This window comes from Citrobacter sp. RHBSTW-00944, from assembly GCF_013615435.1.
In the GTDB taxonomy this organism is placed as follows: Bacteria; Pseudomonadota; Gammaproteobacteria; order Enterobacterales; family Enterobacteriaceae; genus Citrobacter; species Citrobacter braakii.
Genome location: NZ_CP055418.1, coordinates 1,156,848 through 1,180,289 on the forward strand (window position 1 = coordinate 1,156,848; position 23,442 = coordinate 1,180,289).

Genomic DNA, 23,442 nt, shown 5'->3' on the forward strand with positions numbered 1-23,442 from the left:
TTCAGTTGCCGGATGATGACGCTTAGGCGTCGGCATCCGGCGCTGGAGTTTCATCTATTTCAATACGTCGAATCTGTAAGCCGTCATCGGCCACAATTCTCAGCATATCGCTGTTGCATTGCGGACATCTGCGCACGCGTTGCGTCAGTAAGGTGACGTATTGCTGACAAGATTCGCACCAACATTCGGCTTCTTGTTCTTCGAGGTGGAGTTTACAACCTTCTGCAAGGGTCCCGCGGCATACCAGATCAAAACAAAAGGCGAGAGCGCTGGTTTCTACGCAAGAAAATGCGCCAATTTTGAGCCAGACCCCAGTTACTCGTTGAGCACCGTATTGCGTGGCCTGTTGTTCAATCAATTCCAGTGCCCGTTGGCAGAGGGTTATTTCGTGCATACCGCCTCCTGTGAAGTTGCCGTATTAAAAGCAATAAACATGCCAGCTTGAATTTTTTCTATCGTGACAATGACGACGATGACGAAATGACATGTCGTCACCGCTCTTTGATTTTTTATCTATATGAAAATTAAGGTTTTTAATTTTGGCATGAAATGTGCTTAAAGCTGTTCATCTCTGCTAAACGGGTAACCTGACATGACTATTTGGGAAATAAGCGAAAAAGCCGATTACATCGCTGAACGGCATCGTCGCCTACAGGACCAGTGGCGTATTTACTGCAACTCGCTGGTTCAGGGGATCACCCTGTCAAAAGCGCGTTTGCATCATGCAATGAGCTGCGCACCGGACAAGGATCTCTGCTTCGTCCTTTTTGAACACTTCACTATCTACGTCACGCTGGCGGACGGCTTTAACAGCCACACCATCGAGTACTACGTTGAAACGAAAGACGGTGATGATAAGCAACTGATTGCACAGGCTGAGTTGACCATCGACGGTAAAGTCGATGAGCGTATCAGCAACCGCGATCGCGAGCAGGTGCTGGAACACTATCTCGAAAAAATCGCCACCGTCTACGACAGCCTCTATACCGCGGTTGAAAACAATATGCCGGTGAATTTAAGCCAGCTGATTGAGGGACATAGCCCGGCTTAAGCCTTGGGTGTGCCCACTTTTGTCATGATGCACTTTCATACTGCGTCACGACGTTTAGGGAATGGGCATGTCGAAAAATGTCGAAATGACATTTTCCAGACATGTTTTCGTCAAAAATGACTATCACCTGAGGAATGCCTGGTGAATCGTTTTGTAATTGCTGACTCCACTCTTTGCATCGGCTGCCACACCTGTGAAGCCGCCTGCTCAGAGACACATCGCCAGCATGGCCTGCAGTCAATGCCGCGCCTGAAAGTGATGTTAAATGAAAAAGAATCCGCCCCGCAGCTTTGCCACCATTGCGAAGATGCGCCTTGCGCCACCGTTTGTCCGGTTAATGCGATTAATCGCGTTGATGGTGCCGTGCAGCTGAATGAAAGCCTGTGTGTAAGCTGCAAACTGTGCGGGATCGCCTGTCCGTTTGGCGCGATTGAGTTTTCCGGTAGCCGTCCGCTGCATATCCCGGCAAACGCCAATACACCAAAAGCGCCTCCGGCTCCGCCAGCGCCTGCCCGCGTGAGCACGTTGCTGGACTGGGTTCCGGGTATTCGTGCCATCGCGGTGAAATGCGATCTGTGCAGTTTTGACGAGCTTGGTCCGGCCTGCGTACGCATGTGCCCGACCAAAGCCCTGCACCTGGTGAGTAACGTGGATATTGCCCGCGCCAGCAAACGTAAGCGTGAGCTGACTTTCAATACCGACTTCGGCGATCTCACCTTGTTTCAGCAGGCTCAGAGTGGGGATGCAAAATGAGCGCAATTTCACTGATTAACAGCGGCGTAGCCTGGTTTACGGCGGCTGCGGTTCTGGCATTTCTGTTTTCATTTCATAAACCGCTGAGCGGCTGGATTGCCGGGGTTGGCGGTGCGGTTGGCAGCCTGTGTACGGCGGCTGCGGGTTTCACCGTACTGACTAATGCTCTGGCGGTAAGCGGTGTGATGCCGTTTATTGGTCACAGTGTGCAAATTACCCCGTTGAACGCTATCTGGCTGATTACGCTGGGCCTGTGCGGCCTGTTTGTCAGCCTGTACAACATTGACTGGCATCGTCATCCGCAGGTAAAAGCCAACGGGCTGCTGGTGAATCTGCTGATGGCCGCGGCGGTATGTGCGGTGGTTGCCAGCAACCTCGGAACGCTGGTGGTGATGGCGGAAATCATGGCGCTGTGTGCCGTGTTCCTCACCGGCTGCAGCAAAGAGGGCAAACTGTGGTTTGCGCTGGGCCGCGTCGGCACGCTACTGCTGGCTATTGCCTGCTACCTGGTGTGGCAACGCTACGGCACCCTGGAGCTGCGCCTGCTTGACCTGCGCGCACAGGAGCTGCCGCTCGGGTCTGATATCTGGCTGCTGGGCGTGGCGGGTTTTGGCCTGCTGGCCGGGATTATTCCGCTGCACGGATGGGTGCCACAGGCACACGCCAATGCCAGCGCACCGGCTGCGGCGCTGTTCTCTACTGTCGTCATGAAGGTGGGTCTGCTGGGTATTCTCTCCCTGTCGCTGCTGGGCGGTAATGCGCCGCTGTGGTGGGGCATTACGCTGCTGGTGCTGGGAATGATCACCGCGTTTGTCGGCGGTCTGTATGCGCTGATGGAACACAACATTCAGCGTCTTCTGGCATACCACACGCTGGAAAACATCGGCATTATTCTGCTGGGTCTGGGCGCAGGCGTAACCGGAATTTCCCTGAATCAACCTGCGCTGATTGCGCTGGGTTTGACCGGCGGTCTGTACCACCTGGTAAACCACAGCCTGTTCAAAAGCGTTCTGTTCCTGGGCGCAGGCAGCATCTGGTTCCGTACCGGTCATCGTGATATCGAAAAACTGGGCGGTATCGGTAAACGTATGCCGGTTATCTCTCTGGCGATGCTGGTTGGCCTGATGGCGATGGCCGCACTGCCGCCGCTGAACGGTTTTGCCGGTGAGTGGGTTATCTACCAGTCCTTCTTTAAGCTTGGCAACAGCGGTGCTTTTGTCGGTCGTCTGTTAGGACCGTTGCTGGCGGTAGGACTGGCGATTACCGGCGCGCTGGCGGTGATGTGTATGGCGAAAGTCTATGGCGTTACGTTCCTTGGCGCACCGCGCACGAAGGAAGCTGAAAATGCCTGCTGCGCGCCAATCCTGATGGGCGTCAGCGTAGTCGCGTTGGCTATCTGCTGCGTGATTGGGGGCGTTGCTGCGCCGTGGCTGCTGCCGATGATCTCCGCTGCCGTTCCGCTGCCGCTGGAAACCGCGAACACCACCGTTTCTCAGCCAATGATCACGCTGCTGCTGATCGCATGTCCGCTGTTGCCGTTCATCATCATGGCGATTTTCAAAGGCAACCGTCTGCCATCGCGTTCACGCGGTGCGGCATGGGTGTGTGGTTACGATCACGAGCAGTCAATGGTCATTACCGCACACGGTTTTGCCATGCCGGTGAAAGAAGCCTTTGCGCCGGTACTCAAACTGCGCAAATGGCTGAATCCGGTATCACTGGTTCCGGGCTGGCAGAATGCGGCTGCACCGGTGCTGTTCCGTCGCCTGGCGCTGATTGAGCTGGCGGTACTGGTGGTGATTGTGGTTTCACGAGGAGCCTGAGAATGAGTGTTTTATATCCGTTAATTCAGGCGCTGGTGCTGTTTGCCGTTGCGCCGCTGCTGTCCGGTATTACCCGCGTGGCACGTGCGCGTTTGCACAATCGCCGCGGTCCGGGCGTTTTGCAGGAATACCGCGACATTATCAAACTGCTGGGCCGTCAGAGCATTGCGCCTGCGGACTCCAGTTGGGTTTTCCGCCTGACGCCGTTTGTGATGGTGGGTGTGATGCTGACTATCGCCACCGCGTTGCCGGTAGTGACCGTTGGCTCACCGCTGCCGCAACTGGGCGATCTGATCACCTTAATTTACCTGTTCGCCATCGCCCGCTTCTTCTTCTCTATCGCGGGCCTGGATACCGGTAGCCCGTTTACCGCTATTGGCGCCAGCCGCGAAGCGATGCTCGGCGTGCTGGTTGAACCTATCCTGCTGCTGGGTCTGTGGGTTGCGGCGCAGGTTGCTGGCTCAACGCATATCAGCAATATCGCCGATACCATTTATCACTGGCCAGCTGCACGCAGCATTCCGTTGATTCTGGCGCTGTGCGCCTGTGCTTTCGCCACCTTTATCGAAATGGGCAAACTGCCGTTCGATCTGGCAGAGGCAGAGCAGGAGCTGCAGGAAGGTCCATTGACCGAATACAGCGGCAGCGGTTTTGCGGTGCTGAAATGGGGCATTAGCCTTAAGCAACTGGTCGTTCTGCAAATGTTCGTTGGCGTGTTCCTGCCGTGGGGACAGATGGAAACCTTCACCTCGGGTGGGCTGCTACTGGCGCTGGTGATTGCCGTCATCAAACTGGTTCTCGGCGTGCTGGTCATCGCCCTGTTCGAAAACAGCATGGCGCGTCTGCGTTTTTGCGCCACTTCACGCGTGACCTGGGCCGGTTTTGGGTTTGCGTTTTTAGCGTTCGTCTCCTTGCTGGTGGCGTGATTTAAGAGAGTTTGAGCATGTCTGAAGAAAAATTAGGTCAACAATATCTCGCGGCGCTGCACCAGGCCTTCCCGGGCGTCGTGCTGGATGAAGCCTGGCAGACCAAAGATCAACTGACGATCACCGTCAAGGTGAACTACCTGCCGGAAGTGGTGGAGTTCCTGTACTACAAACAGGGCGGCTGGTTGTCCGTGCTGTTTGGTAACGACGAACGTCAGCTGTGTGGTCATTATGCCGTGTACTACGTGCTGTCGATGGAGCAGGGTACCAAGTGCTGGATTACCGTGCGCGTTGAGGTCGATGCCAATAAGCTGGAGTTCCCGTCCGTCACGCCGCGCGTGCCTGCTGCGGTCTGGGGCGAGCGCGAAGTGCGCGATATGTACGGTTTGATCCCGGTTGGTTTGCCCGATGAGCGTCGTCTGGTACTGCCGGATGACTGGCCGGACGAACTCTACCCGCTGCGTAAAGACAGCATGGATTATCGCCAGCGCCCCGCGCCGACTACCGATGCTGAAACCTACGAGTTCATCAACGAACTGGGCGACAAGAAAAACAACGTGGTGCCGATTGGCCCATTGCACGTCACCTCTGATGAACCCGGTCACTTCCGTCTGTTTGTTGACGGCGAGAACATCATCGACGCCGACTACCGTCTGTTCTATGTCCACCGCGGCATGGAGAAGCTGGCGGAAACCCGCATGGGTTACAACGAAGTGACCTTCTTGTCCGACCGCGTGTGCGGCATTTGCGGCTTTGCGCACAGCACCGCCTATACCACCTCCGTCGAGAACGCGATGGGCATCGTCGTGCCGGAACGTGCGCAGATGATCCGCGCCATTCTGCTGGAAGTTGAACGCCTGCACTCGCACCTGCTGAACCTCGGCCTGGCCTGTCACTTTACCGGTTTTGACTCCGGCTTTATGCAGTTCTTCCGCGTGCGTGAAACCTCCATGAAGATGGCGGAGATCCTCACCGGGGCACGTAAAACTTACGGTCTGAACCTGATCGGCGGTATTCGTCGTGATCTGCTGAAAGAGGATATGATCCAGACCCGTCAACTGGCGCAGCAGATGCGTCGTGACGTGCAGGAACTGGTCGATATGCTGCTCAGCACGCCGAACATGGAACAGCGTACCGTAGGTATTGGTCGTCTTGATCCGGAAATTGCCCGTGATTTCAGTAACGTCGGCCCGATGGTACGCGCCAGCGGCCATGCGCGTGACACTCGCGCCGATCACCCGTTTGTGGGCTATGGTCTGCTGCCGATGGAAGTTCACAGTGAGCAGGGTTGCGACGTTATTTCTCGTCTGAAAGTCCGTATCAATGAAGTCTACACCGCACTGAATATGATCGACTTTGGTCTGGACAACCTGCCAGGCGGCCCGCTGGCTGTGGAAGGTTTTACCTACATTCCACACCGCTTTGCGCTGGGCTTTGCTGAAGCGCCGCGCGGGGATGACATCCACTGGAGTATGACTGGCGACAACCAGAAACTGTATCGCTGGCGCTGTCGCGCGGCGACTTACGCCAACTGGCCGACGCTGCGCTACATGCTGCGTGGCAACACCGTTTCCGATGCCCCGCTGATTATCGGTAGCCTCGATCCTTGCTACTCCTGTACCGACCGTATGACCGTGGTCGATGTGCGTAAGAAGAAGAGCAAAGTCGTGCCGTACAAAGAACTTGAGCGCTACAGCATCGAGCGTAAAAACTCGCCGCTGAAATAAGGAATCGCCATGTTTACCTTTATCAAAAAAGTCATCAAAACCGGGGCGCCGACATCGTCGTATCCGCTGGAGCCGATTGCGGTCGATAAAAACTTCCGTGGCAAACCGGAACACAATCCGCAGCAGTGCATTGGCTGTGCGGCCTGTGTGAATGCGTGCCCGTCGAACGCGCTGACGGTAGAAACCGATCTGGTCACCCATGAGCTGGCGTGGCAGTTCAACCTCGGCCGTTGCATCTTCTGCGCCCGCTGCGAAGAAGTCTGCCCGACGGCGGCAATCAAGCTGTCGCAGGAGTATGAACTGGCGGTGTGGAAGAAAGAGGATTTCCTGCAGCAGTCCCGCTTTGCGCTGTGTAATTGTCGCGTATGTAACCGCCCGTTTGCGGTACAAAAAGAGATCGATTACGCCATTGCGCTGCTTAAGCACAACGGTGACAGCCGTGCGGAAAACCACCGTGAAAGCTTTGAGACCTGCCCGGATTGTAAGCGCCAGAAATGCCTGGTGCCGTCTGACCGTATTGAACTGACTCGCCATATGAAAGAGGCCAGCTGATGAGCAATTTATTAGGCCCACGTGACGCCAACGGTATTCCGGTACCGATGACGGTGGATGAATCCATTGCCAGCATGAAAGCGTCGCTGCTTAAAAGCATCAAGCGTTCAGCGTACGTTTACCGTGTGGACTGCGGTGGCTGCAACGGCTGTGAAATCGAAATCTTCGCTACGCTTTCTCCGCTGTTTGATGCCGAACGTTTTGGTATCAAAGTTGTACCATCACCGCGCCATGCGGATATCCTGCTGTTTACCGGCGCGGTAACGCGTGCCATGCGCTCTCCGGCGCTGCGCGCCTGGCAGTCTGCGCCAGATCCGAAAATTTGTATCTCTTACGGTGCCTGCGGTAACAGCGGCGGTATCTTCCACGACTTATACTGCGTATGGGGCGGCACGGATAAAATCGTACCGGTGGATGTGTATATTCCTGGCTGTCCGCCAACGCCTGCGGCTACGCTGTACGGTTTTGCAATGGCGCTGGGTCTGCTGGAACAAAAAATTCACGCGCGTGCGCCAGGTGAACTGGACGAACAGCCGGCTGAAATTCTGCATCCGGATATGGTTCAGCCGCTGCGCGTGAAGGTGGATCGTGAAGCACGCCGTCTGGCGGGCTACCGCTACGGTCGCCAGATTGCTGATGACTATATGACCCAGTTAGGGCAGGGCGAGCATCAGGTGGCGCGCTGGCTGGAAGCGGAAAACGATCCGCGTCTGACCGAGATCGTCACGCATCTTAATCATGTTGTCGAAGAGGCGCGTATCCGATGAGTGAAACGGTGGTGTTCAGTCAACTGAGCCGTAAGTTTATTGATGAGAACGATGCAACGCCCGCTGAGGCGCAGCAGGTTGTCTATTACAGCCTGGCGATTGGTCACCACCTTGGGATCATCGATTGCCTGGAAGCGGCGTTAACCTGTCCGTGGGATGAATATCTGGCGTGGATTGCCACGCTTGCCGAAGGCAGTGAAGCCCGCCGGAAAATGGAAGGCGTGCCGAAGTACGGCGAGATCGTCATCGACTTCAACCATGTGCAGATGCTGGCGCGCGCGTTCGATGATGCGCGTGCCGTGCAGACCCCGCAGCAGCAGGAGTGGAGCAAGCTGATGCTTAGCATGCTTCACGATATCCACCAGGAAAGCGCCATCTATCTGATGGTGAGGAGACATCGTGACTGACGTTTTATTATGTGTGGGTAACAGCATGATGGGCGATGACGGCGCGGGGCCGCTGTTGGCCGAAATGTGTGCTGCAAATCCTCAAGGTCAATGGGTTGTCATCGACGGCGGTAGCGCGCCGGAAAACGACATCGTCGCCATCCGTGAGTTGCGTCCGCAGCGTCTGTTGATTGTGGATGCCACCGATATGGGGCTAAATCCTGGTGAAATCCGCATTATCGATCCTGATGATATTGCCGAGATGTTCATGATGACCACCCACAACATGCCGCTGAACTACCTGGTCGATCAGCTGAAAGACGACGTTGGCGAGGTGATTTTCCTTGGCATTCAGCCGGATATTGTCGGTTTTTACTACCCGATGACACAGCCGATCAAAGATGCGGTAGATACCGTCTATCAGCGATTAGCCGGGTGGGAAGGACAAGGTGGGTTCGCTGAATTAGAGGCACCGGAAGCCTGAGCCTGAGGGCACTGAATACCGGATGGTGTGTCGCATTACCACCATCCGGATAACGTCGACACCCTCGAAACAGACTATTCACCTGCTTGTTCAATAATTAATTTCCCCTGCGTAACCGATACTTTTACCGACGTGCCCGTTGGGAATCCCGCCTGTTCCAGCCAGTCTCCGTTCATCGTGAGTGAAGCATGGCGGCTTATACGTCGTGTAAAACCGGTCTTGCGATCTTCATGCCGTACTCTGACATAGCTGACTTTAAAATGACGTAATGGCTTGTTGATAACCGCTTCGGCATTACCATTTTTACCAGACATAAACACTCCCTTGTTACGAATAAAACGATGGAAAACTACTGAATAAAATGCCAGTAAAAAGGCGGGAGGGCAAACCCGAAACTGGAAGGCAGATCCATAAAATAGAATGCAAATAATGAAAAAGATGAGAAGTTGATAATAGCTGGGGGGAGAATATTCTCTTCTTTTACTAATACGGGAGTTATATTATATTTCGGCGTTGTTCAGGGAGGTTATATACTCGAATTATTTAGAATTTGAATGTATGGGAAATTAATATACAGGAGTTATTTATGCGTTCAGGTATTCGTTTGGTAAATTTAATTATTATTTCCTCTCTTCTTAGCGGGTGCGAGACGGCGGCTGACGCGTTCTTCTCTGCGGGAGACCGATTATTTCAACCGGGGGAGTCATCAGCTGCGTCAATGCCAACCTTGTCCGTCGCTGATTTTATCGCGCCCTATACCTTAAATCCTGTTAAAGCCAATAAGGACTATCTTGGTGAATGGGTGAAGCTGCGGGGCGTGGTCATTGATATTCGTAAGATTAATGGTATTTCCAATGCTTATTCTTATCTTGTCAGCCTGAAAGACGAAAATAATAAAACGAACAACGTGATTCAGTTCCAGTTTGGCTCCCATAATAGTACGAATGTTGAGTCATTACAGATTGGCCGGAGCGCGACAATTATTGGTCAGGTCCACGCGTTGGGCGAAGCGCCTTTGCCGCTGCTGCAAAATCCTAAAGTTGTACAATAAAAATGATAACAGACAGCGGGTATATATATTCTGAATAATACGTGTTGCCGGATGGCGGCGTCATCCGGCAACATTGTTATTCCAGATCGGTCCCGTTGCTCGCAATCACTTTCTTATACCACCAGAACGATTTTTTGCGTTTACGCGCTAACGTGCCGTTGCCCGCGTCATCGCGGTCCACATACACAAAGCCGTAGCGTTTGCTCATCTCACCGGTTGAGGCTGAAACCAAATCGATACAGCCCCAGGTGGTGTAGCCCAGCAGCGGCACGCCATCCTCAATAGCATCTGCCATGGCGCGAATGTGCTCGCGTAAATAGCTAATGCGATAGTCGTCATTGATTTCGCCGTTAGCATCGATCTCATCTTTCGCCCCCAGCCCGTTTTCCACCAGAAACAACGGCTTCTGGTAGCGGTCATACATCATATTCATGGTGATGCGCAGACCGAGTGGGTCGATGCCCCAGCCCCATTCGCTGGCGGCAATGTACGGATTACGCAGCGACTTCACCACGTTAGCGGCGCTGGTATTGCCAGTATTCATTTCAGCGGAGGCGCAGCGCGATGCGTAATAACTAAACGAGACGAAATCGACGGTGTTTTTCAGGATATCGTCATCTCCCGCCGCTTTTTCTATCACCACGCCTTTTTCGCGAAACACACGGGCAGAGTAAGCGGGGTAAGCCCCGCGCGCCTGCACATCAATAAAGAACAGGTTTTCGCGGTCTTTTTCCAGTGCGGTCCACACATCTTCCGGTTTACAGGAATAAGGATAAAAATTACCGCCCGCCAGCATACAGCCGACCTGGTTTTGCGGATTAATTTCATGGGCAATTTTAGTTGCCAGGGCACTGGCAATCAGTTCGTGGTGGGCGGACTGATATTTCACCTGATCCTGATTTTCACCTTCTTCAAACACCAGTCCGGCGCCAGAAAAAGGGCTGTGCAGCATAATGTTGATTTCGTTGAACGTTAGCCAGTACTTCACCAGACCGTCAAAGGCCTCGAAGCAGGTACGGGCGTAGCGGGTAAAGAACTCTACCATTTTGCGGTTACGCCAGGAGCCATACTCGCTGACCAGATGCATCGGCACATCGAAGTGACACAGCGTAACTAACGGCTCAATACCGTATTTTTTACACTCGGCAAACACGGCCCGGTAAAACGCGATACCCTCTTCATTAGGCGTCAGCTCGTCGCCGTTGGGGTAGAGACGGCTCCAGGCAATGGAAGTACGAAAAACCGTAAACCCCATTTCCGCCATCAGCGCGATATCTTCTTTATAGCGATGATAAAAGTCGATTGCCTGATGGCTGGGATAAAATTCGTCATCCCGCAGCGTAAAGCGTTTTTCCTGACCCAGTTTGACGGCCATGCGGTTTGTGCCGTGGGGGATCATATCGACGGTGGTCAGCCCTTTGCCGCCTTCCCGGTATGCCCCTTCAGACTGGTTGGCGGCCAGTGCGCCGCCCCATAAAAATCCTTGCGGAAAAACAGACATAGTTAACCTCAGTTCATACCAGTCAAATGCTGGCTCTATTGATATTGCCTGGTTGCGCGGCCTGGTTTTTTCTGGCCTGCGCGGCTGCATCTTCGACAGGAATATCTTCAAAGCCGAGGAGCAGTGTTAATACAAAGGAAAGCACGACCGCCAGCGCCATCACGCCAAACACCCAAACGATGGTCATCGGATTGGCTGGATCGAAAAACTGTACGCTGGTGAACAAGCCTGGAGCCGCCATGGAGTGGCTCGCCAGTCCGGCCATTCCGGCAACGGCACCGCAGATAAAGCCGCTGATAAGACTCGCAATCAGTGGGCGTTTCAGGCGGATCGCCACGCCATACAGCGCGGGTTCGGAAATGCCTGCCATGATGGCCGAGGCGGCTGCCGCTAACGCCGTCTGACGCAGTTCCGGGTTTTTGGTTTTCCATGCCACTGCCAGCGATGAACCGCCCAGCGACAAATTGGCGCCGATTTCCGACGGCATCACCATGCCTTCTTTTCCGGTTTCGGCAATGGTCTGAATAATGGTTGGCGTGAAGACGCGGTGCATACCGGTCATCACCAGCAACGGCCACAATGCGCCCATAATGGCCACCGACAGCCAGCCGAGATAGCCGTGAATGGTATAAACCAGCGCTGAAATTGCACTACCGATCCAGATACCGATCGGGCCAATGATGACGATGGCGAGTGGGGCGGCGATCAGCACGATTAGCATCGGTTTAAGGAAGTTTTTGGTTACCGCCGGAGTGATGCGATCGACCCAGCGTTCGATGTAGGACAGACACCAGGTCATGACCAGCGCCGGGATCACCGTGTAGGTGTATTTCACCGCCGTCACCGGGATCAGGGCAAACTCAACGTGCTCACCCTGCGCGGCCTTCGCCATCAGTTCGATGAAGCTGGGATGCACCAGTACGCCAGCGATGGCGATTGCCAGCGACATGTTGGTTTTGAATTTTATGGCTGCTGAGGCGGCGACCATCAATGGCAGGAAGAAGAAGGCGCCGTCGCCGATTACGGTCAGAATGGTGAGTGTGGACGATCCTTTCACCAGCACGCCGGTCATTTCGAGGATCATTGCCAGCAGCTTGAGCATTGATCCGCCGATAATAGCCGGGATCAACGGGGACATTGTGCCGATCAGCGCGTCGAGGATCCCAGCGCCAATCCGCTTCAGCGTCAGCCGAGGTTTGGTTTGCGGCTCTGCAGGTTGCATATTGGCAGGTAACTGGCTGACTACCTCGCGATACGCCTGCGAAACGGTGTTGCCGGTGATCACCTGGCACTGGTTATCGCTGCGCACCACGCCGAGCACGCCAGGGAGCGTCTTCAGCGTCGTGCTGTCGACCTGCGAGTCATCTTTGATAACGAAACGCAAACGGGTCATACAGTGGGTCACTGCTGTGATGTTGTCCACGCCTCCCAGAGCCGTCACAACCGAGCGCGCCAGCGCTGCATAATTTTTGGACATCGGATTTAATCCTGTTTTATCAGTAGAGTACGTTATGTTTTATCCGTTCACGTTGGTCGCTTTTCTGGATTGATGAAACACAGATAGGAAACCGGTTCCACAAAATCATGTTTAAATTACACGTAATGGGCAAGTTTTAATTTTGATGATTTTTTATAATTGTGACTCCGATCACCAGATGTCAGCGTTTGCAATTGAGCAGCAAGGACAGCGGCGAAACGGTGCAGTACACTGCGTCACATTGAGAGAAAAGGGATGAGTAATATGACCACGATGCTGGAGGTGGCGAAGCGTGCCGGGGTGTCAAAAGCGACGGTTTCCCGGGTGCTTTCCGGGAATGGCTATGTCAGCCAGGAAACCAAAGACCGCGTGTTTCAGGCCATTGAAGAGAGTGGTTACCGCCCTAACTTGCTGGCACGCAGTCTGGCAGCGAAAACCACGCAGACGCTGGGTCTGGTGGTAACTAACACCCTTTATCACGGCGTCTATTTCAGCGAACTGCTGTTTCATACCGCGCGGATGGCGGAAGATAAGGGACGCCAGTTGTTGCTGGCTGACGGTAAGCACAGCGCAGAGGAAGAGCGTCAGGCGATCCAGTACCTGCTCGACCTGCGCTGTGACGCGATTATGATCTATCCGCGTTTTCTTAGCGTGGATGAGATAGACGATATCATTGACGCCCACGCCCAGCCGATTATGGTGCTTAATCGGCGGCTGCGGAAAAATACCAGCCACTGCGTGTGGTGCGATCAAAAGCAAACCAGTTTTAACGCCGTTACTCAGCTCATTGCCGCCGGGCACAAAGAGATTGGTTTTATTACTGGCTCGATGGATTCGCCTACCGGCGTGGAGCGACTTTCAGGCTATAAAGACGCGCTGGCACATCATGGCATTTCGCTTAATAATGATTTGATTGTTAAAGGGAAATGGACGCCAGCCTGCGGCGCGGCGGGAGTCGATACTTTGCTTTCGCATAAGGTCAATTTTACCGCGCTGGTGGCCAGCAATGATGATATGGCGATCGGTGCGATAAAGCAGTTGCACGCGCATGGCGTGCGCGTCCCTGCTCAGGTGTCGGTGATTGGCTTCGATGATATCGCTATCGCGCCATACACTATTCCGGCGCTTTCCAGCGTCAAAATCCCGGTAACGGAAATGATTCAGGAAACGATAGGTCGCCTGATCTTTATGCTGGATGACGGGGCGTTTACGCCGCCAAAAACCTTCACCGGTGAACTCATTCAACGCGACTCTGTTGCGCCGCTCGTTTTGCGCTGACGGCTGTCATGTGTCATCGTCACTAGTGACGATGACACGGTTTCTCTGCATTCAGCAAAATAAAAAACCTTTAATAACAGTCAATTAAATTCTGGCACGATTTATGAATGCTTCGGCAGATAATCTGTCATTGCTGGAGAAATTGATGAACCGTTTCATCATTGCAGACGCCAATAAATGCATTGGTTGCCGTACCTGTGAAGTGGCCTGCGTGGTATCCCATCAGGATAACCAGGACTGCGCATCGCTGACCCCTGAAACCTTTTTACCCCGCATTCACGTCATCAAAGGCGTTAATGTCTCCACGGCGACGCTGTGCCGCCAGTGTGAAGACGCGCCGTGCGCTAACGTCTGTCCGAACGGTGCAATCAGCCGTGATAAAGGCTTTGTCCACGTGATGCAGGAGCGCTGCATTGGGTGTAAAACCTGCGTTGTGGCTTGCCCTTATGGCGCAATGGAAGTGGTCGTGCGTCCGGTTGTTCGTAACAGCGGGGCAGGTCTGAACGTCCGGGCAGAAAAAGCCGAAGCCAATAAGTGCGACCTGTGCCACCATCGTGAGGCCGGCCCTGCCTGTATGGAAGTCTGCCCGACTCACGCGCTGATTTATGTGGATCGCAATAAGCTTGAGCAACTGAGCGCTGAAAAACGCCGTCGCGCGGCGCTGGATTCCACGGCATCTTTGCTGTTCTGATATCTGAAAATCCGCGTAAAATACGTGCCGGATAAGGCGAAGCCGCCATCCGGCAAACGGACATTTCAGGGATACAACACCGCGGGAATTCATCATGACAATAAACAACCACTCCGGCGTACAGCTGCGTATTCGCGGTAAGGTACAGGGCGTCGGATTTCGCCCCTACGTCTGGCAACTGGCGCAGCGATTACAGCTACATGGCGATGTGTGTAACGACGGTGACGGTGTGGTTGTGCGTATACAGGAAGATCCGGCAGAGTTTATTGCGCAGTTGCATCAACACTGCCCGCCGCTGGCGCGCATTGACAGCGTTGAGAGCGAACCGTTCGCCTGGACGCAGCCGCCTGCCGATTTCTCGATTCGGCAAAGTGCTGGCGGAACGATGAATACGCAAATCGTTCCGGATGCCGCGACCTGTCCAGAATGTCTGGTTGAAATGAACACCCCCGGTGAACGCCGCTATCGTTATCCCTTTATCAACTGCACCCACTGTGGCCCGCGCTTTACGATTATCCGCGCCATGCCCTACGATCGCCCGTTTACCGTGATGGCGTCATTCCCACTCTGTGCGCAATGCGATAAAGAGTATCGTGATCCGTACGACCGTCGCTTCCATGCCCAGCCCGTTGCCTGTCCGGCATGCGGTCCCCACCTCGAATGGTTTAGCGCGGGTGAGCGGGCGGAGAAAGAAGATGCGTTGCAGGCGGCAGTATCGCGCCTGAAAGCAGGCGGTATTGTGGCCGTTAAAGGGATTGGTGGGTTTCATCTGGTGTGCGATGCACGAAATGATGACGCCGTAGCGCTGCTCAGGCTGCGCAAACACCGTCCGGCAAAACCTCTGGCAGTGATGCTGCCCGGTGATGACGGACTGCCTGAACCCGCTCGTCGTTTGCTGACAACCCCAGCCGCGCCGATCGTGTTGGTGCAGAAACGCTATGTCGCAGCATTGAGCGAGGGCATTGCGCCAGGGTTAACGGAAGTGGGCGTCATGCTGCCAGCGAATCCGTTGCAGCATTTGCTCTTACAAGAGATGAATTGTCCGTTGGTAATGACCTCCGGCAATCTCAGCGGCAGACCGCCCGCTATTACCAACGCGCAGGCGCTGGAAGATTTACACGAAATTGCCGATGGTTTCCTGCTGCATAACCGCGAAATTGTGCAGCGGATGGATGACTCTGTGGTACGCGACAGTGGGGAGATGCTGCGTCGTTCACGGGGTTACGTGCCGGATGCGGTGGCGCTGCCGCCAGGATTTCACGACGTGCCGCCGATGCTTTGCCTGGGCGCAGATCTGAAAAATACCTTCTGCCTGGTGCGTGGTGAACAGGCGGTTATCAGCCAGCATTTGGGCGATCTCAGCGATGACGGCATTCAGCAGCAGTGGCGTGATGCGCTGCGCCTGATCCAAAACATTTATGACTTTACGCCGCAGCGTATCGTGCATGATGCACACCCTGGTTATGTTTCCAGCCAGTGGGCCAGCGAAATGAATCTGCCAACCGAAACGGTGCTGCATCACCATGCGCATGCCGCTGCGTGTCTGGCCGAGCACGGCTGGTCGCTCGACGGTGGTGACGTGATTGCCCTGACGTTAGACGGTATCGGCATGGGGGAAAACGGCGCGCTGTGGGGGGGAGAGTGTTTGCGGGTCAACTATCGTGAATGCGAGCACCTTGGCGGCTTACCGGCGGTAGCGCTGGCGGGGGGCGATCTGGCGGCAAAACAGCCGTGGCGCAATTTGCTCGCGCAGTGCCTGCGCTTTGTTCCTGACTGGCAGCGCTACCCGGAAACATCGGTGCTGCAACATCAAAACTGGAACGTGCTGGCGCGCGCCATTGAGCGGGGGATTAACGCACCGCTGGCGTCATCGTGCGGACGGCTGTTTGATGCCGTTGCCGCCGCGCTTCAATGTGCGCCGGAATCGCTGAGTTATGAAGGTGAGGCGGCCTGCGCGCTGGAGGCGATGGCATCGCAATGTGCTGGCGTTGAGCACCCTGTCACGGTGCCGCTTGATGGCAATCAGCTGGACTTAGCGGTTTTTTGGCAGCAATGGCTGACCTGGCAGGCCAAACCTGCCGAAAGAGCGTGGGCGTTTCACGACGCGCTGGCGCGTGGGTTTGCTACCCTGATGCGTTTGCAGGCCGAAGAGCGGGGGATTAAGACGCTGGTATTCAGCGGAGGTGTGATGCATAACCGCTTATTGTCAGCCCGGCTGGCGTTTTATCTGCATGATTTTACCTTACTGTTCCCACAGCGTTTACCGGCGGGCGACGGCGGGTTGTCGTTGGGGCAGGGCGTGATTACCGCGGCGCGGGCGTTGGCGCAAAAATAAAAAAAGCCCCGGGACTGGCGGGGCAAGAACAACAGGTCGGGGCATACCGACAAGTGGCAACGCACATCCATGTGCGTGAGGTTAATAAATCAAGCAACGGTATTCTGTACTTACACGGGCAGCGTTTTCAGCAGCGCAAAGGCCTCTTTCATGCGGTCTTCGCTGACGACAAAGGCACATAGCTGGCCTGCGTCGTTCATCCCTCTGGCCACCATCCCTTGCGCTTCGGCGGCAATATGCCAGTTCAGATCGCGGCGCTGGGTTTCCCCAGCCAGATGCAAGGGTAATTCCGGCGTTTTGACTTTTACCAGCATGGCAGGCAACTTCAATGGCGCATTGCCGCCGAGCAGGTTTTTCGCCAGATACATGGCGCTCAGCTGAATCGGTTGCAGGAATGGGAGTACCTGACCGTTAATTTCTGCACAGTCGCCGAGGGCATAAATGTCCGGGTGGCTGGTTTGCAGGTAGCTGTCGACGCAGACTCCACGATTGATGTTCAATCCGGCGCGACGCGCCAGCGCGGTTTCAGGGCGCAGACCCGTAGCGGCGATCACCGCATCGACTTCTACGCTGCGGCTACGATCGAGCGTGGCGCGAATCCCCGACTCCGTTTTCTCCAGCCCCTGAAGCTGCGATTTCAGCAGCAGGTGTACGCCCATATCGGTCAGACGATGCTGTAAGCGACTGCTTACTTCTGGCGGCATCAGCGAAGCCAGAATGCTGGCGGCGTTGTCGATAAGCGTCACCGCTTTACCAGCACGACAAAAATCCATCGCCAGTTCGCTACCAATCAAGCCGCCGCCGACAATCAGCACCCGTTGGGCGTCACGCAGTTGTGTTTCACAGGCGCGATACTCTTGTTGGCTGTTCAATGTGAGCATTAACTCACGTCCGGTAATCGGCGGTACGAAGGCCGACGCTCCCGTCGCCAGCACCAGTTTGTCGTATGGCCACTGTTGCTCCTGGCTTTTCACTACGTGAGCATCGGCATCAATGTCGGTTACCCAGGTGTGCGGGAACAGGCGCAAATTAAACTGTTCGGCAAACTCCCCCGCCGACTGGCGGGTGAGGTCGTCTGCACGTTGCGACTGACTGATAACATGGCTGAGATCGGGCTTGTTGTACTCATCCATACTGTCCGCAGCAATCAGGGTCAGCGGGACATTTGCATCCTGCTTACGGATATTTTTGACTAACTGGCGGGCGGCGAAGCCTGAACCAATAATGACAATTCCGCGGCTCATTTTGCCTCCGTTGCCAGTACGTCAAAGACGTCTTTACCTAATGAACATTCCGGGCACAGGAAGTTATCCGGCACGTCGCTCCACGGTGTTCCCGGCGCGACATCCTGCAGCGGTTCACCTTTTGCTGGGTCGTAAATCCACTGGCATACGCTGCACTGCATGCTTGGACCAAGATCAGCGGCAGCCGCAGCGGCACAGGCGCACTCTTCCTCTTTGGTTGCCGTTTTGACGATTGTTTCCGGCAGCGGAGCAAGCGCCCACTGACGTGCGATTTCACGGCCATGCTGGCGACACAGTTCCAGCGCGTCCAGATCCGGACGCCATTTCGCTTTCAGACTCAGCGACATCTCGAAACCGGCATCCTGCAAGCGTGTGGACAAACGGTCTACCGCACCGCCGCTCCAGCCGTGTGAACCAAAGGCGCTGGCGCGTTTGTTACGAAAACGCAGGCCGGTCATCTCTTCTACCAGACCGGCGATTTTTGGCATCATTACGTTGTTCATCGTTGAAGTACCAACCAGCACGCCTTTAGAGCGGAAGACGTTAGTCAGGACTTCGTTTTTGTCGCTACGGGCGACGTTAAAGATTTTCACCGCCACGTTCGGGTCAACTTCGTTGATGCCCTGGGCAATGGCGTCCGCCATCATGCGGGTGTTGTTGGACATGGTGTCGTAGAAAATGGTGATACGGTCTTCCTGATAGTCAGCCGCCCATTTCAGATACATTTCAACGATTTGTGTCGGGTTGTCGCGCCATACCACGCCGTGGGAAGTGGCAATCATATCCACCGGCAGGTTGAAGCCGAGAATCTCAGTGATTTTCGGTGTAACCAGACGGCTGAACGGCGTCAGGATGTTGGCGTAGTAACGCTGGCACTGTTCGAACAGTTCGGTCTGGTCAACTTCGTCGTTAAACAGACGTTCATCACAGTAGTGCTGGCCGAAGGCGTCGTTACTGAACAGCACCGCATCGCCGGTCATGTAGGTCATCATGCTGTCAGGCCAGTGCAGCATCGGCGTTTCAACGAAGATCAGCTGCTTACCGTTGCCAATGTCCAGCGAGTCGCCGGTTTTCACCACGTTGAAGTTCCACTCCGGGTGGTGGTGGTGCCCGTTGATAGAGTCAATAGCGTTGGCTGTGCAGTAAATTGGCGTGTCCGGGATGCAGGACATCAGTTCAGTCAGCGCACCGGCATGGTCCTCTTCCGCGTGGTTAATGATGATGTAGTCGATATCTGCCAGGTCAATTTCACTGCGCAGGTTCTGCACGAATTCACGGCTAAACTTGTGGTCTACTGTATCGATCAGGACATTTTTTTCTTCACGGATGAGATAGCTGTTGTAGCTGCTACCGCGCAGCGTTTTATATTCAGTCCCGTGGAAATCACGAACTTCCCAGTCACGTTGGCCAACCCAATGAATGTTATTTTTAACCAGAATAGACATAGCAACCTCAGTAATTAATTCAGCGTTTTTCTAAAAAAGATGTTTTGCTTATTGCAGGTTACGTGCCAACTTTTTATTTTGTTGATTTTAAAGGTTTTGTTTTTTAATGCCTATAAGGTGGTAGTCAAAATGACTATTCATTTTAGTGTCAATATGACAATATGAATTGTCAAAATGACAATGAGGTCGTCATGAGTTTTTCCGTAGACGTGCTGGCGGGTATCGCCATTGAATTACAAAGCGGTATTGGACATCAGGACCGTTTTCAACGCCTGATAACCACATTGCGTCAGGTGCTGGAGTGCGACGCGTCGGCATTGCTGCGCTATGAGTCGCGACAGTTTATTCCGCTGGCAATCGATGGGCTGGCGCAGGACGTTCTCGGCAGGCGTTTTACCCTGGAAGGGCATCCTCGTCTGGAGGCGATTGCCCGCGCTGGGGATGTGGTTCGTTTCCCTGCTGACAGCGATTTGCCAGACCCTTACGATGGGCTGATTCCGGGCCAGGAGAGCCTGAAGGTACACGCCTGCATTGGCTTACCGCTGTTCGCCGGTCAAAATCTGATTGGCGCGTTAACGCTGGATGGCATGGAGCCCGATCAATTCGATGTTTTCAGCGATGAAGAACTTAGGCTGATTGCCGCGCTGGCGGCGGGCGCGCTGAGCAATGCGCTGCTGATTGAACAACTGGAAAGCCAGAATATGTTGCCGGGCCCGTCGACGGCCTTCGAGCAGGTGACTGAAACCCAAATGATTGGCCTGTCGCCCAATATGCTGCAGTTGAAAAAAGAGATTGAGATTGTGGCGGGATCCGATCTCAACGTACTGATTAGCGGCGAAACGGGGACCGGGAAGGAGCTGGTAGCTAAGGCTATCCATGAAGGTTCGCCGCGCGCGGTGAATCCGCTGGTGTATCTGAACTGCGCGGCGTTGCCGGAAACCGTAGCGGAAAGTGAGCTGTTTGGTCACGTAAAAGGCGCCTTTACCGGGGCTATCAGCAATCGTAGCGGTAAGTTTGAAATGGCTGACAATGGGACGCTGTTTCTCGATGAGATTGGCGAGCTCTCGCTGGCGTTACAGGCTAAGTTGCTACGTGTGTTGCAGTACGGCGATATTCAGCGTGTGGGTGACGATCGCAGCCTGCGCGTGGATGTTCGGGTGCTGGCGGCAACGAACCGTGATTTACGGGAAGAGGTGCTGGCCGGGAATTTCCGTGCGGATTTGTTCCACCGTCTGAGCGTCTTTCCCCTTTCCGTACCGCCCCTTCGTGAACGCGGCGAAGATGTGGTGCTGCTGGCCGGTTATTTTTGCGAACAATGTCGGCTGCGGCTGGGACTTTCCCGCGTGGTGTTAAGTCCCGGCGCGCGTAGTCATCTGTTGAATTACGGCTGGCCCGGGAACGTGCGTGAGCTGGAACATGCCATTCACCGGGCGGTTGTTCTGGCAAGGGCCACCAGGGCAGGGGATGAAGTGGTGCTTGAGGCGCAGCATTTTGCCCTGCAGGATGAAACCCCGGCTCCCCAGGCAGAGGTTGTTGCGGAGATCCCGCAGCATCGCAACCTGCGTGAGGCAACGGAGTCATTCCAGCGGGAGATGATCCGCCGGGCGTTGGCGCAAAATAATCACAGTTGGGCGGCAAGTGCGCGGGCGCTGGAAACAGACGTCGCCAACCTGCACCGGCTGGCGAAACGTCTGGGGCTGAAGGATTAGAGAATACCTGCCTGATAGAAATCCTGCAGGTTGATAGCACCGGTGAGTTTACCGTTTTCATCTACCACCGGTGCGGCAGTGATTTTGCGCTTCATCAGGATCTCTTTGGCGTCAATGGCGCGGCTCTGCGCCTGCAGCGTAATGCCATTATGGGTCATTGCTTCGCTAACCTGAGTGGTGAGCGCTCCGCCGCCAACCAGCCAGCGGCGCAGGTCGCCGTCGGTAAAGACGCCTTTCACCAGCGACTCGTCGTCGCAGACTGCCACCAGGCCAAGACCCGTACGGCTTAGTTCCAGCATCGCGTCCATGACGCTGGTGGTGAGCGTCACCTGCGGAATGGCATCGTCACGGCGCATCAGATGATGCACTTTATTTAACAGACGAGCGCCCAGCGCACCCGCCGGATGCGAGCGGGCAAAATCTTCTTCGTTAAAGCCGCGCGCCTGCATCACGGCGATTGCCAATGCATCGCCCATCATCAGAGTGTTCACGGTGCTGGAAGTCGGTGCCAGGCGCATCGGACAGGCTTCACGCTCAACGGAAATATCCAGCACGGCTTTGGCTGCCAGACCCAGCGGTGAGGTCGGTTTTCCGGTCATTGCCAGCAGAGCGACGGACTTGTCTTCCAGGCGCGGAATGATGAGATCCAGTTCTTTTGCGCCGCCGGAGTAGGAAATAAACAGCATGACATCACGGCTTTCAATCATCCCTAAGTCGCCGTGTAGCGCTTCAGCCGGATGCACAAAAAAAGCGGGCGTGCCGGTACTGGCGAGGGTCGCTGCTATTTTTTTACCAATATGGCCTGATTTGCCAATCCCGGAGACAATCACTTTGCCTTCGCAGTGGATGATAGTATTGGCGGCGCGGACAAAATCATCGCCCAGTCGTTCAGGCAGTCGGCTGGCTTCCTGTAGCTCCAGCATTAACGTCTGACGGCCCGCGTTCAGTAGTGCATCACTCATTGGTTTCTCCGGTTATGATCACTTCAATCCCTTTTGCTTCCAGCGCCTGACGAAACGCTGGGTTGATACCCGCATCGGTAATCAGCTTGTCGACGCTTTCCAGACTGCACACAACATTGGGGCTTTTGCGCCCAAATTTTGACGAGTCAGCCATCAGAATCACTTCGCGAGCGGCATTGCACATCGCTTTACTGACGCTAAACACCTCATTAAAGGTGGTCACGCCGGCATTGAGGTCAATGCCGTCGGTACCCATGAAGAGTTTATCAAAGCTGAACTGCTCAAAGGCGTTTTCTGCCAACTGACCGTGAAATGACGCAGATTTTTTGCGAAAGGTCCCGCCGGGCATCAGGATAGTTTGCTCGTTGTCCAGCTCTGAAAGGGCGTTAACAATGTGCAGACTGTTGGTCATGACGGTGATGTTGCTAAAGCGGGTGAGCATCGGCACCATCTGCAATACGGTGCTGCCCGCATCCAGAATAATCGAGTCGCCATCGTGAATAAAACGGACGGCGGCTTCGGCAATCTGCTCTTTTTTATGCGTATTGATTAGCGTTTTGTGATCGATTGGCGGGTCGGATTCGTCTTTATTTAATACCACGCCGCCATAGGTACGAATGACGGTTCCGGCATTCTCCAGAATGACCAGGTCTTTGCGAATGGTCGTGCCGGTTGTGTCAAAGTAGTGGGCCAGTTCTTCAACCGAGCATTTCCCCTGTTTTTGCAGGTGCTCCAGTATGGCTGCCTGTCGCTGACGAGGTTTCATAGGCGTGATTACCCTGACTTAATAGGTTGCAAAATGATAATTTCGCAAGCTATTAGCATTCACAACGAAATTATCCATGTTTCAGTTTAAGCGCCAATGATAGTGCATTCTGCGCTAACGGATCATGGGGAAAGATCACATCAGGCTGTAAATCATCAAGATGTTTGCCCATTATCGTGGCAATTTTACCGGGCCTGGCAAATACAGTAAGACCTTTCATAAATAACGAATCGGTAACCCGCTGCTGCTCATCCAGCGCGATGGCGACCACCACGCGGGGTTTAAACCGTCCACCGGAACGACCTACGCCAACCCGACCCCGCTGGCAGAGTTGATCAAACGCCCGGTTAAAGCGGGATATTTGCCAGCCACCGAGCGCCAGTTGCAGGCACCAGGCGATAGCGGCGACGGTAATCAGTGCGGAAACCATAATGTGCTCCTTTGATTTTGCCGGATGGCGGCTGTGCCTTATCCGACCCGGTGTGTGTAGGCCCGGTAAGCGCAGCGCCACCGG

General features: G+C 54.6%; 23 protein-coding genes. 14 read left to right on the forward strand and 9 right to left on the reverse strand.

Annotated features, from left to right (window positions below; all coding sequences use genetic code 11):
• Nucleotides 1-22: 22 nt before the first annotated feature.
• On the reverse strand, nt 23-394 hold the full coding sequence (gene hypA / locus HV334_RS05365; RefSeq protein ID WP_016154191.1) for a hydrogenase maturation nickel metallochaperone HypA: 372 nt from the start codon (nt 392-394) through the stop codon (nt 23-25).
• A gap of 198 nt (nt 395-592) precedes the next feature.
• Between hypA and hycA the strand changes: the two genes are divergently transcribed.
• The 9 genes from hycA (at nt 593) to hycI (ending at nt 8,469) form a co-directional block, all read left to right on the forward strand.
• The gene (gene hycA / locus HV334_RS05370) at nt 593-1,051 is read left to right on the forward strand and encodes a formate hydrogenlyase regulator HycA (protein ID WP_016154190.1); all 459 of its coding nucleotides are present in this window, start codon (nt 593-595) and stop codon (nt 1,049-1,051) included.
• Between the two features lie 141 nt (nt 1,052-1,192).
• A complete protein-coding gene (hycB, locus tag HV334_RS05375) occupies nt 1,193-1,804 on the forward strand; it encodes a formate hydrogenlyase subunit HycB (protein WP_016154189.1) in 612 nt (203 codons plus the stop codon).
• Nucleotides 1,801-3,627, forward strand: a complete 1,827-nt coding sequence (hycC, locus tag HV334_RS05380; protein WP_046274831.1) for a formate hydrogenlyase subunit 3 — start codon at nt 1,801-1,803, stop codon at nt 3,625-3,627. Before hycB ends, hycC begins: the two co-directional genes overlap by 4 nt.
• A 2-nt stretch (nt 3,628-3,629) precedes the next feature.
• A complete protein-coding gene (locus tag HV334_RS05385) occupies nt 3,630-4,553 on the forward strand; it encodes a respiratory chain complex I subunit 1 family protein (RefSeq protein WP_019077545.1) in 924 nt (307 codons plus the stop codon).
• A gap of 17 nt (nt 4,554-4,570) precedes the next feature.
• The gene (gene hycE, locus HV334_RS05390) at nt 4,571-6,280 is read left to right on the forward strand and encodes a formate hydrogenlyase subunit HycE (RefSeq protein ID WP_016154186.1); all 1,710 of its coding nucleotides are present in this window, start codon (nt 4,571-4,573) and stop codon (nt 6,278-6,280) included.
• 9 nt (nt 6,281-6,289) lie between these two features.
• Nucleotides 6,290-6,832 (forward strand): formate hydrogenlyase subunit HycF, encoded by a 543-nt coding sequence (hycF, locus tag HV334_RS05395; protein ID WP_016154185.1) that lies wholly within the window; start codon nt 6,290-6,292, stop codon nt 6,830-6,832.
• Entirely contained in the window at nt 6,832-7,599 is a 768-nt protein-coding gene (hycG, locus tag HV334_RS05400; RefSeq protein WP_003037388.1) for a formate hydrogenlyase subunit HycG, read from the forward strand. Before hycF ends, hycG begins: the two co-directional genes overlap by 1 nt.
• Nucleotides 7,596-8,006, forward strand: a complete 411-nt coding sequence (locus tag HV334_RS05405) for a formate hydrogenlyase maturation HycH family protein (protein WP_003037385.1) — start codon at nt 7,596-7,598, stop codon at nt 8,004-8,006. The genes hycG and HV334_RS05405 overlap by 4 nt, the downstream gene beginning before the upstream one ends.
• Nucleotides 7,999-8,469 (forward strand): hydrogenase maturation peptidase HycI, encoded by a 471-nt coding sequence (gene hycI / locus HV334_RS05410; RefSeq protein ID WP_103766753.1) that lies wholly within the window; start codon nt 7,999-8,001, stop codon nt 8,467-8,469. Before HV334_RS05405 ends, hycI begins: the two co-directional genes overlap by 8 nt.
• A 74-nt stretch (nt 8,470-8,543) precedes the next feature.
• Here hycI and HV334_RS05415 read toward each other — a convergent pair whose 3' ends face one another.
• Nucleotides 8,544-8,783 carry a SymE family type I addiction module toxin gene (locus HV334_RS05415; RefSeq protein ID WP_016154182.1) on the reverse strand — a complete coding sequence of 80 codons (240 nt, stop codon included), beginning with the start codon at nt 8,781-8,783 and terminating at the stop codon, nt 8,544-8,546.
• Between the two features lie 272 nt (nt 8,784-9,055).
• On the opposite strand from HV334_RS05415, the gene HV334_RS05420 reads away from it, so the two are divergent.
• Entirely contained in the window at nt 9,056-9,520 is a 465-nt protein-coding gene (locus HV334_RS05420; protein ID WP_103766754.1) for an OB-fold putative lipoprotein, read from the forward strand.
• A gap of 76 nt (nt 9,521-9,596) precedes the next feature.
• Here HV334_RS05420 and HV334_RS05425 read toward each other — a convergent pair whose 3' ends face one another.
• Together HV334_RS05425 and ascF are read right to left on the reverse strand one after the other, a co-directional pair.
• A complete protein-coding gene (locus tag HV334_RS05425) occupies nt 9,597-11,021 on the reverse strand; it encodes a 6-phospho-beta-glucosidase (RefSeq protein WP_016154180.1) in 1,425 nt (474 codons plus the stop codon).
• A 22-nt stretch (nt 11,022-11,043) separates the two neighbouring features.
• Nucleotides 11,044-12,498, reverse strand: coding sequence for a PTS cellobiose/arbutin/salicin transporter subunit IIBC (ascF, locus tag HV334_RS05430; protein ID WP_181221253.1), 1,455 nt, complete (start codon nt 12,496-12,498; stop codon nt 11,044-11,046).
• 264 nt (nt 12,499-12,762) lie between these two features.
• Here ascF and HV334_RS05435 point away from each other — a divergent pair, with 264 nt between their 5' ends.
• From HV334_RS05435 to hypF, 3 genes are all read left to right on the forward strand, one after another.
• Nucleotides 12,763-13,776: a LacI family DNA-binding transcriptional regulator gene (locus HV334_RS05435; protein WP_181221859.1), complete on the forward strand. Its 1,014-nt coding sequence runs from the start codon at nt 12,763-12,765 to the stop codon at nt 13,774-13,776.
• Between the two features lie 145 nt (nt 13,777-13,921).
• Nucleotides 13,922-14,467, forward strand: coding sequence for an electron transport protein HydN (hydN, locus tag HV334_RS05440; RefSeq protein ID WP_003037366.1), 546 nt, complete (start codon nt 13,922-13,924; stop codon nt 14,465-14,467).
• 94 nt (nt 14,468-14,561) lie between these two features.
• Nucleotides 14,562-16,802 carry a carbamoyltransferase HypF gene (hypF, locus tag HV334_RS05445; protein WP_181221254.1) on the forward strand — a complete coding sequence of 747 codons (2,241 nt, stop codon included), beginning with the start codon at nt 14,562-14,564 and terminating at the stop codon, nt 16,800-16,802.
• A 110-nt stretch (nt 16,803-16,912) separates the two neighbouring features.
• On the opposite strand, the gene norW is transcribed toward hypF, so the two are convergent.
• Together norW and norV are read right to left on the reverse strand one after the other, a co-directional pair.
• A complete protein-coding gene (gene norW, locus HV334_RS05450) occupies nt 16,913-18,046 on the reverse strand; it encodes an NADH:flavorubredoxin reductase NorW (protein WP_016157314.1) in 1,134 nt (377 codons plus the stop codon).
• Nucleotides 18,043-19,491 (reverse strand): anaerobic nitric oxide reductase flavorubredoxin, encoded by a 1,449-nt coding sequence (norV, locus tag HV334_RS05455; protein WP_016154175.1) that lies wholly within the window; start codon nt 19,489-19,491, stop codon nt 18,043-18,045. The genes norW and norV overlap by 4 nt, the downstream gene beginning before the upstream one ends.
• 191 nt (nt 19,492-19,682) lie before the next feature.
• Between norV and norR the strand changes: the two genes are divergently transcribed.
• On the forward strand, nt 19,683-21,200 hold the full coding sequence (gene norR, locus HV334_RS05460; RefSeq protein ID WP_016154174.1) for a nitric oxide reductase transcriptional regulator NorR: 1,518 nt from the start codon (nt 19,683-19,685) through the stop codon (nt 21,198-21,200).
• On the opposite strand, the gene gutQ is transcribed toward norR, so the two are convergent.
• From gutQ to gutM, 3 genes are all read right to left on the reverse strand, one after another.
• Entirely contained in the window at nt 21,197-22,162 is a 966-nt protein-coding gene (gene gutQ / locus HV334_RS05465) for an arabinose-5-phosphate isomerase GutQ (protein WP_046274841.1), read from the reverse strand. The two genes, norR and gutQ, sit on opposite strands and share 4 nt — an antisense overlap.
• A complete protein-coding gene (locus tag HV334_RS05470; protein ID WP_153690097.1) occupies nt 22,155-22,928 on the reverse strand; it encodes a DNA-binding transcriptional repressor in 774 nt (257 codons plus the stop codon). Before HV334_RS05470 ends, gutQ begins: the two co-directional genes overlap by 8 nt.
• Before the next feature lie 70 nt (nt 22,929-22,998).
• Entirely contained in the window at nt 22,999-23,358 is a 360-nt protein-coding gene (gene gutM / locus HV334_RS05475) for a transcriptional regulator GutM (RefSeq protein ID WP_016154172.1), read from the reverse strand.
• Nucleotides 23,359-23,442: the final 84 nt, after the last annotated feature.

Bases quoted from the DNA above. Each gene is read 5' to 3' on its own strand.
- gutM (WP_016154172.1), bottom strand. From the start codon at position 23,358: ATGGTTTCCGCACTGATTACCGTCGCCGCTATCGCCTGGTGCCTGCAA.
- hydN (WP_003037366.1), top strand. From the start codon at position 13,922: ATGAACCGTTTCATCATTGCAGACGCCAATAAATGCATTGGTTGCCGT.
- hycF (WP_016154185.1), top strand. From the start codon at position 6,290: ATGTTTACCTTTATCAAAAAAGTCATCAAAACCGGGGCGCCGACATCG.
- norV (WP_016154175.1), bottom strand. From the start codon at position 19,491: ATGTCTATTCTGGTTAAAAATAACATTCATTGGGTTGGCCAACGTGAC.
- HV334_RS05405 (WP_003037385.1), top strand. From the start codon at position 7,596: ATGAGTGAAACGGTGGTGTTCAGTCAACTGAGCCGTAAGTTTATTGAT.
- ascF (WP_181221253.1), bottom strand. From the start codon at position 12,498: ATGTCCAAAAATTATGCAGCGCTGGCGCGCTCGGTTGTGACGGCTCTG.
- hypA (WP_016154191.1), bottom strand. From the start codon at position 394: ATGCACGAAATAACCCTCTGCCAACGGGCACTGGAATTGATTGAACAA.
- hycG (WP_003037388.1), top strand. From the start codon at position 6,832: ATGAGCAATTTATTAGGCCCACGTGACGCCAACGGTATTCCGGTACCG.
- norW (WP_016157314.1), bottom strand. From the start codon at position 18,046: ATGAGCCGCGGAATTGTCATTATTGGTTCAGGCTTCGCCGCCCGCCAG.
- hycC (WP_046274831.1), top strand. From the start codon at position 1,801: ATGAGCGCAATTTCACTGATTAACAGCGGCGTAGCCTGGTTTACGGCG.
- hycE (WP_016154186.1), top strand. From the start codon at position 4,571: ATGTCTGAAGAAAAATTAGGTCAACAATATCTCGCGGCGCTGCACCAG.
- hypF (WP_181221254.1), top strand. From the start codon at position 14,562: ATGACAATAAACAACCACTCCGGCGTACAGCTGCGTATTCGCGGTAAG.
- gutQ (WP_046274841.1), bottom strand. From the start codon at position 22,162: ATGAGTGATGCACTACTGAACGCGGGCCGTCAGACGTTAATGCTGGAG.
- HV334_RS05420 (WP_103766754.1), top strand. From the start codon at position 9,056: ATGCGTTCAGGTATTCGTTTGGTAAATTTAATTATTATTTCCTCTCTT.
- HV334_RS05470 (WP_153690097.1), bottom strand. From the start codon at position 22,928: ATGAAACCTCGTCAGCGACAGGCAGCCATACTGGAGCACCTGCAAAAA.
- HV334_RS05385 (WP_019077545.1), top strand. From the start codon at position 3,630: ATGAGTGTTTTATATCCGTTAATTCAGGCGCTGGTGCTGTTTGCCGTT.
- hycA (WP_016154190.1), top strand. From the start codon at position 593: ATGACTATTTGGGAAATAAGCGAAAAAGCCGATTACATCGCTGAACGG.
- HV334_RS05415 (WP_016154182.1), bottom strand. From the start codon at position 8,783: ATGTCTGGTAAAAATGGTAATGCCGAAGCGGTTATCAACAAGCCATTA.
- norR (WP_016154174.1), top strand. From the start codon at position 19,683: ATGAGTTTTTCCGTAGACGTGCTGGCGGGTATCGCCATTGAATTACAA.
- HV334_RS05435 (WP_181221859.1), top strand. From the start codon at position 12,763: ATGACCACGATGCTGGAGGTGGCGAAGCGTGCCGGGGTGTCAAAAGCG.
- HV334_RS05425 (WP_016154180.1), bottom strand. From the start codon at position 11,021: ATGTCTGTTTTTCCGCAAGGATTTTTATGGGGCGGCGCACTGGCCGCC.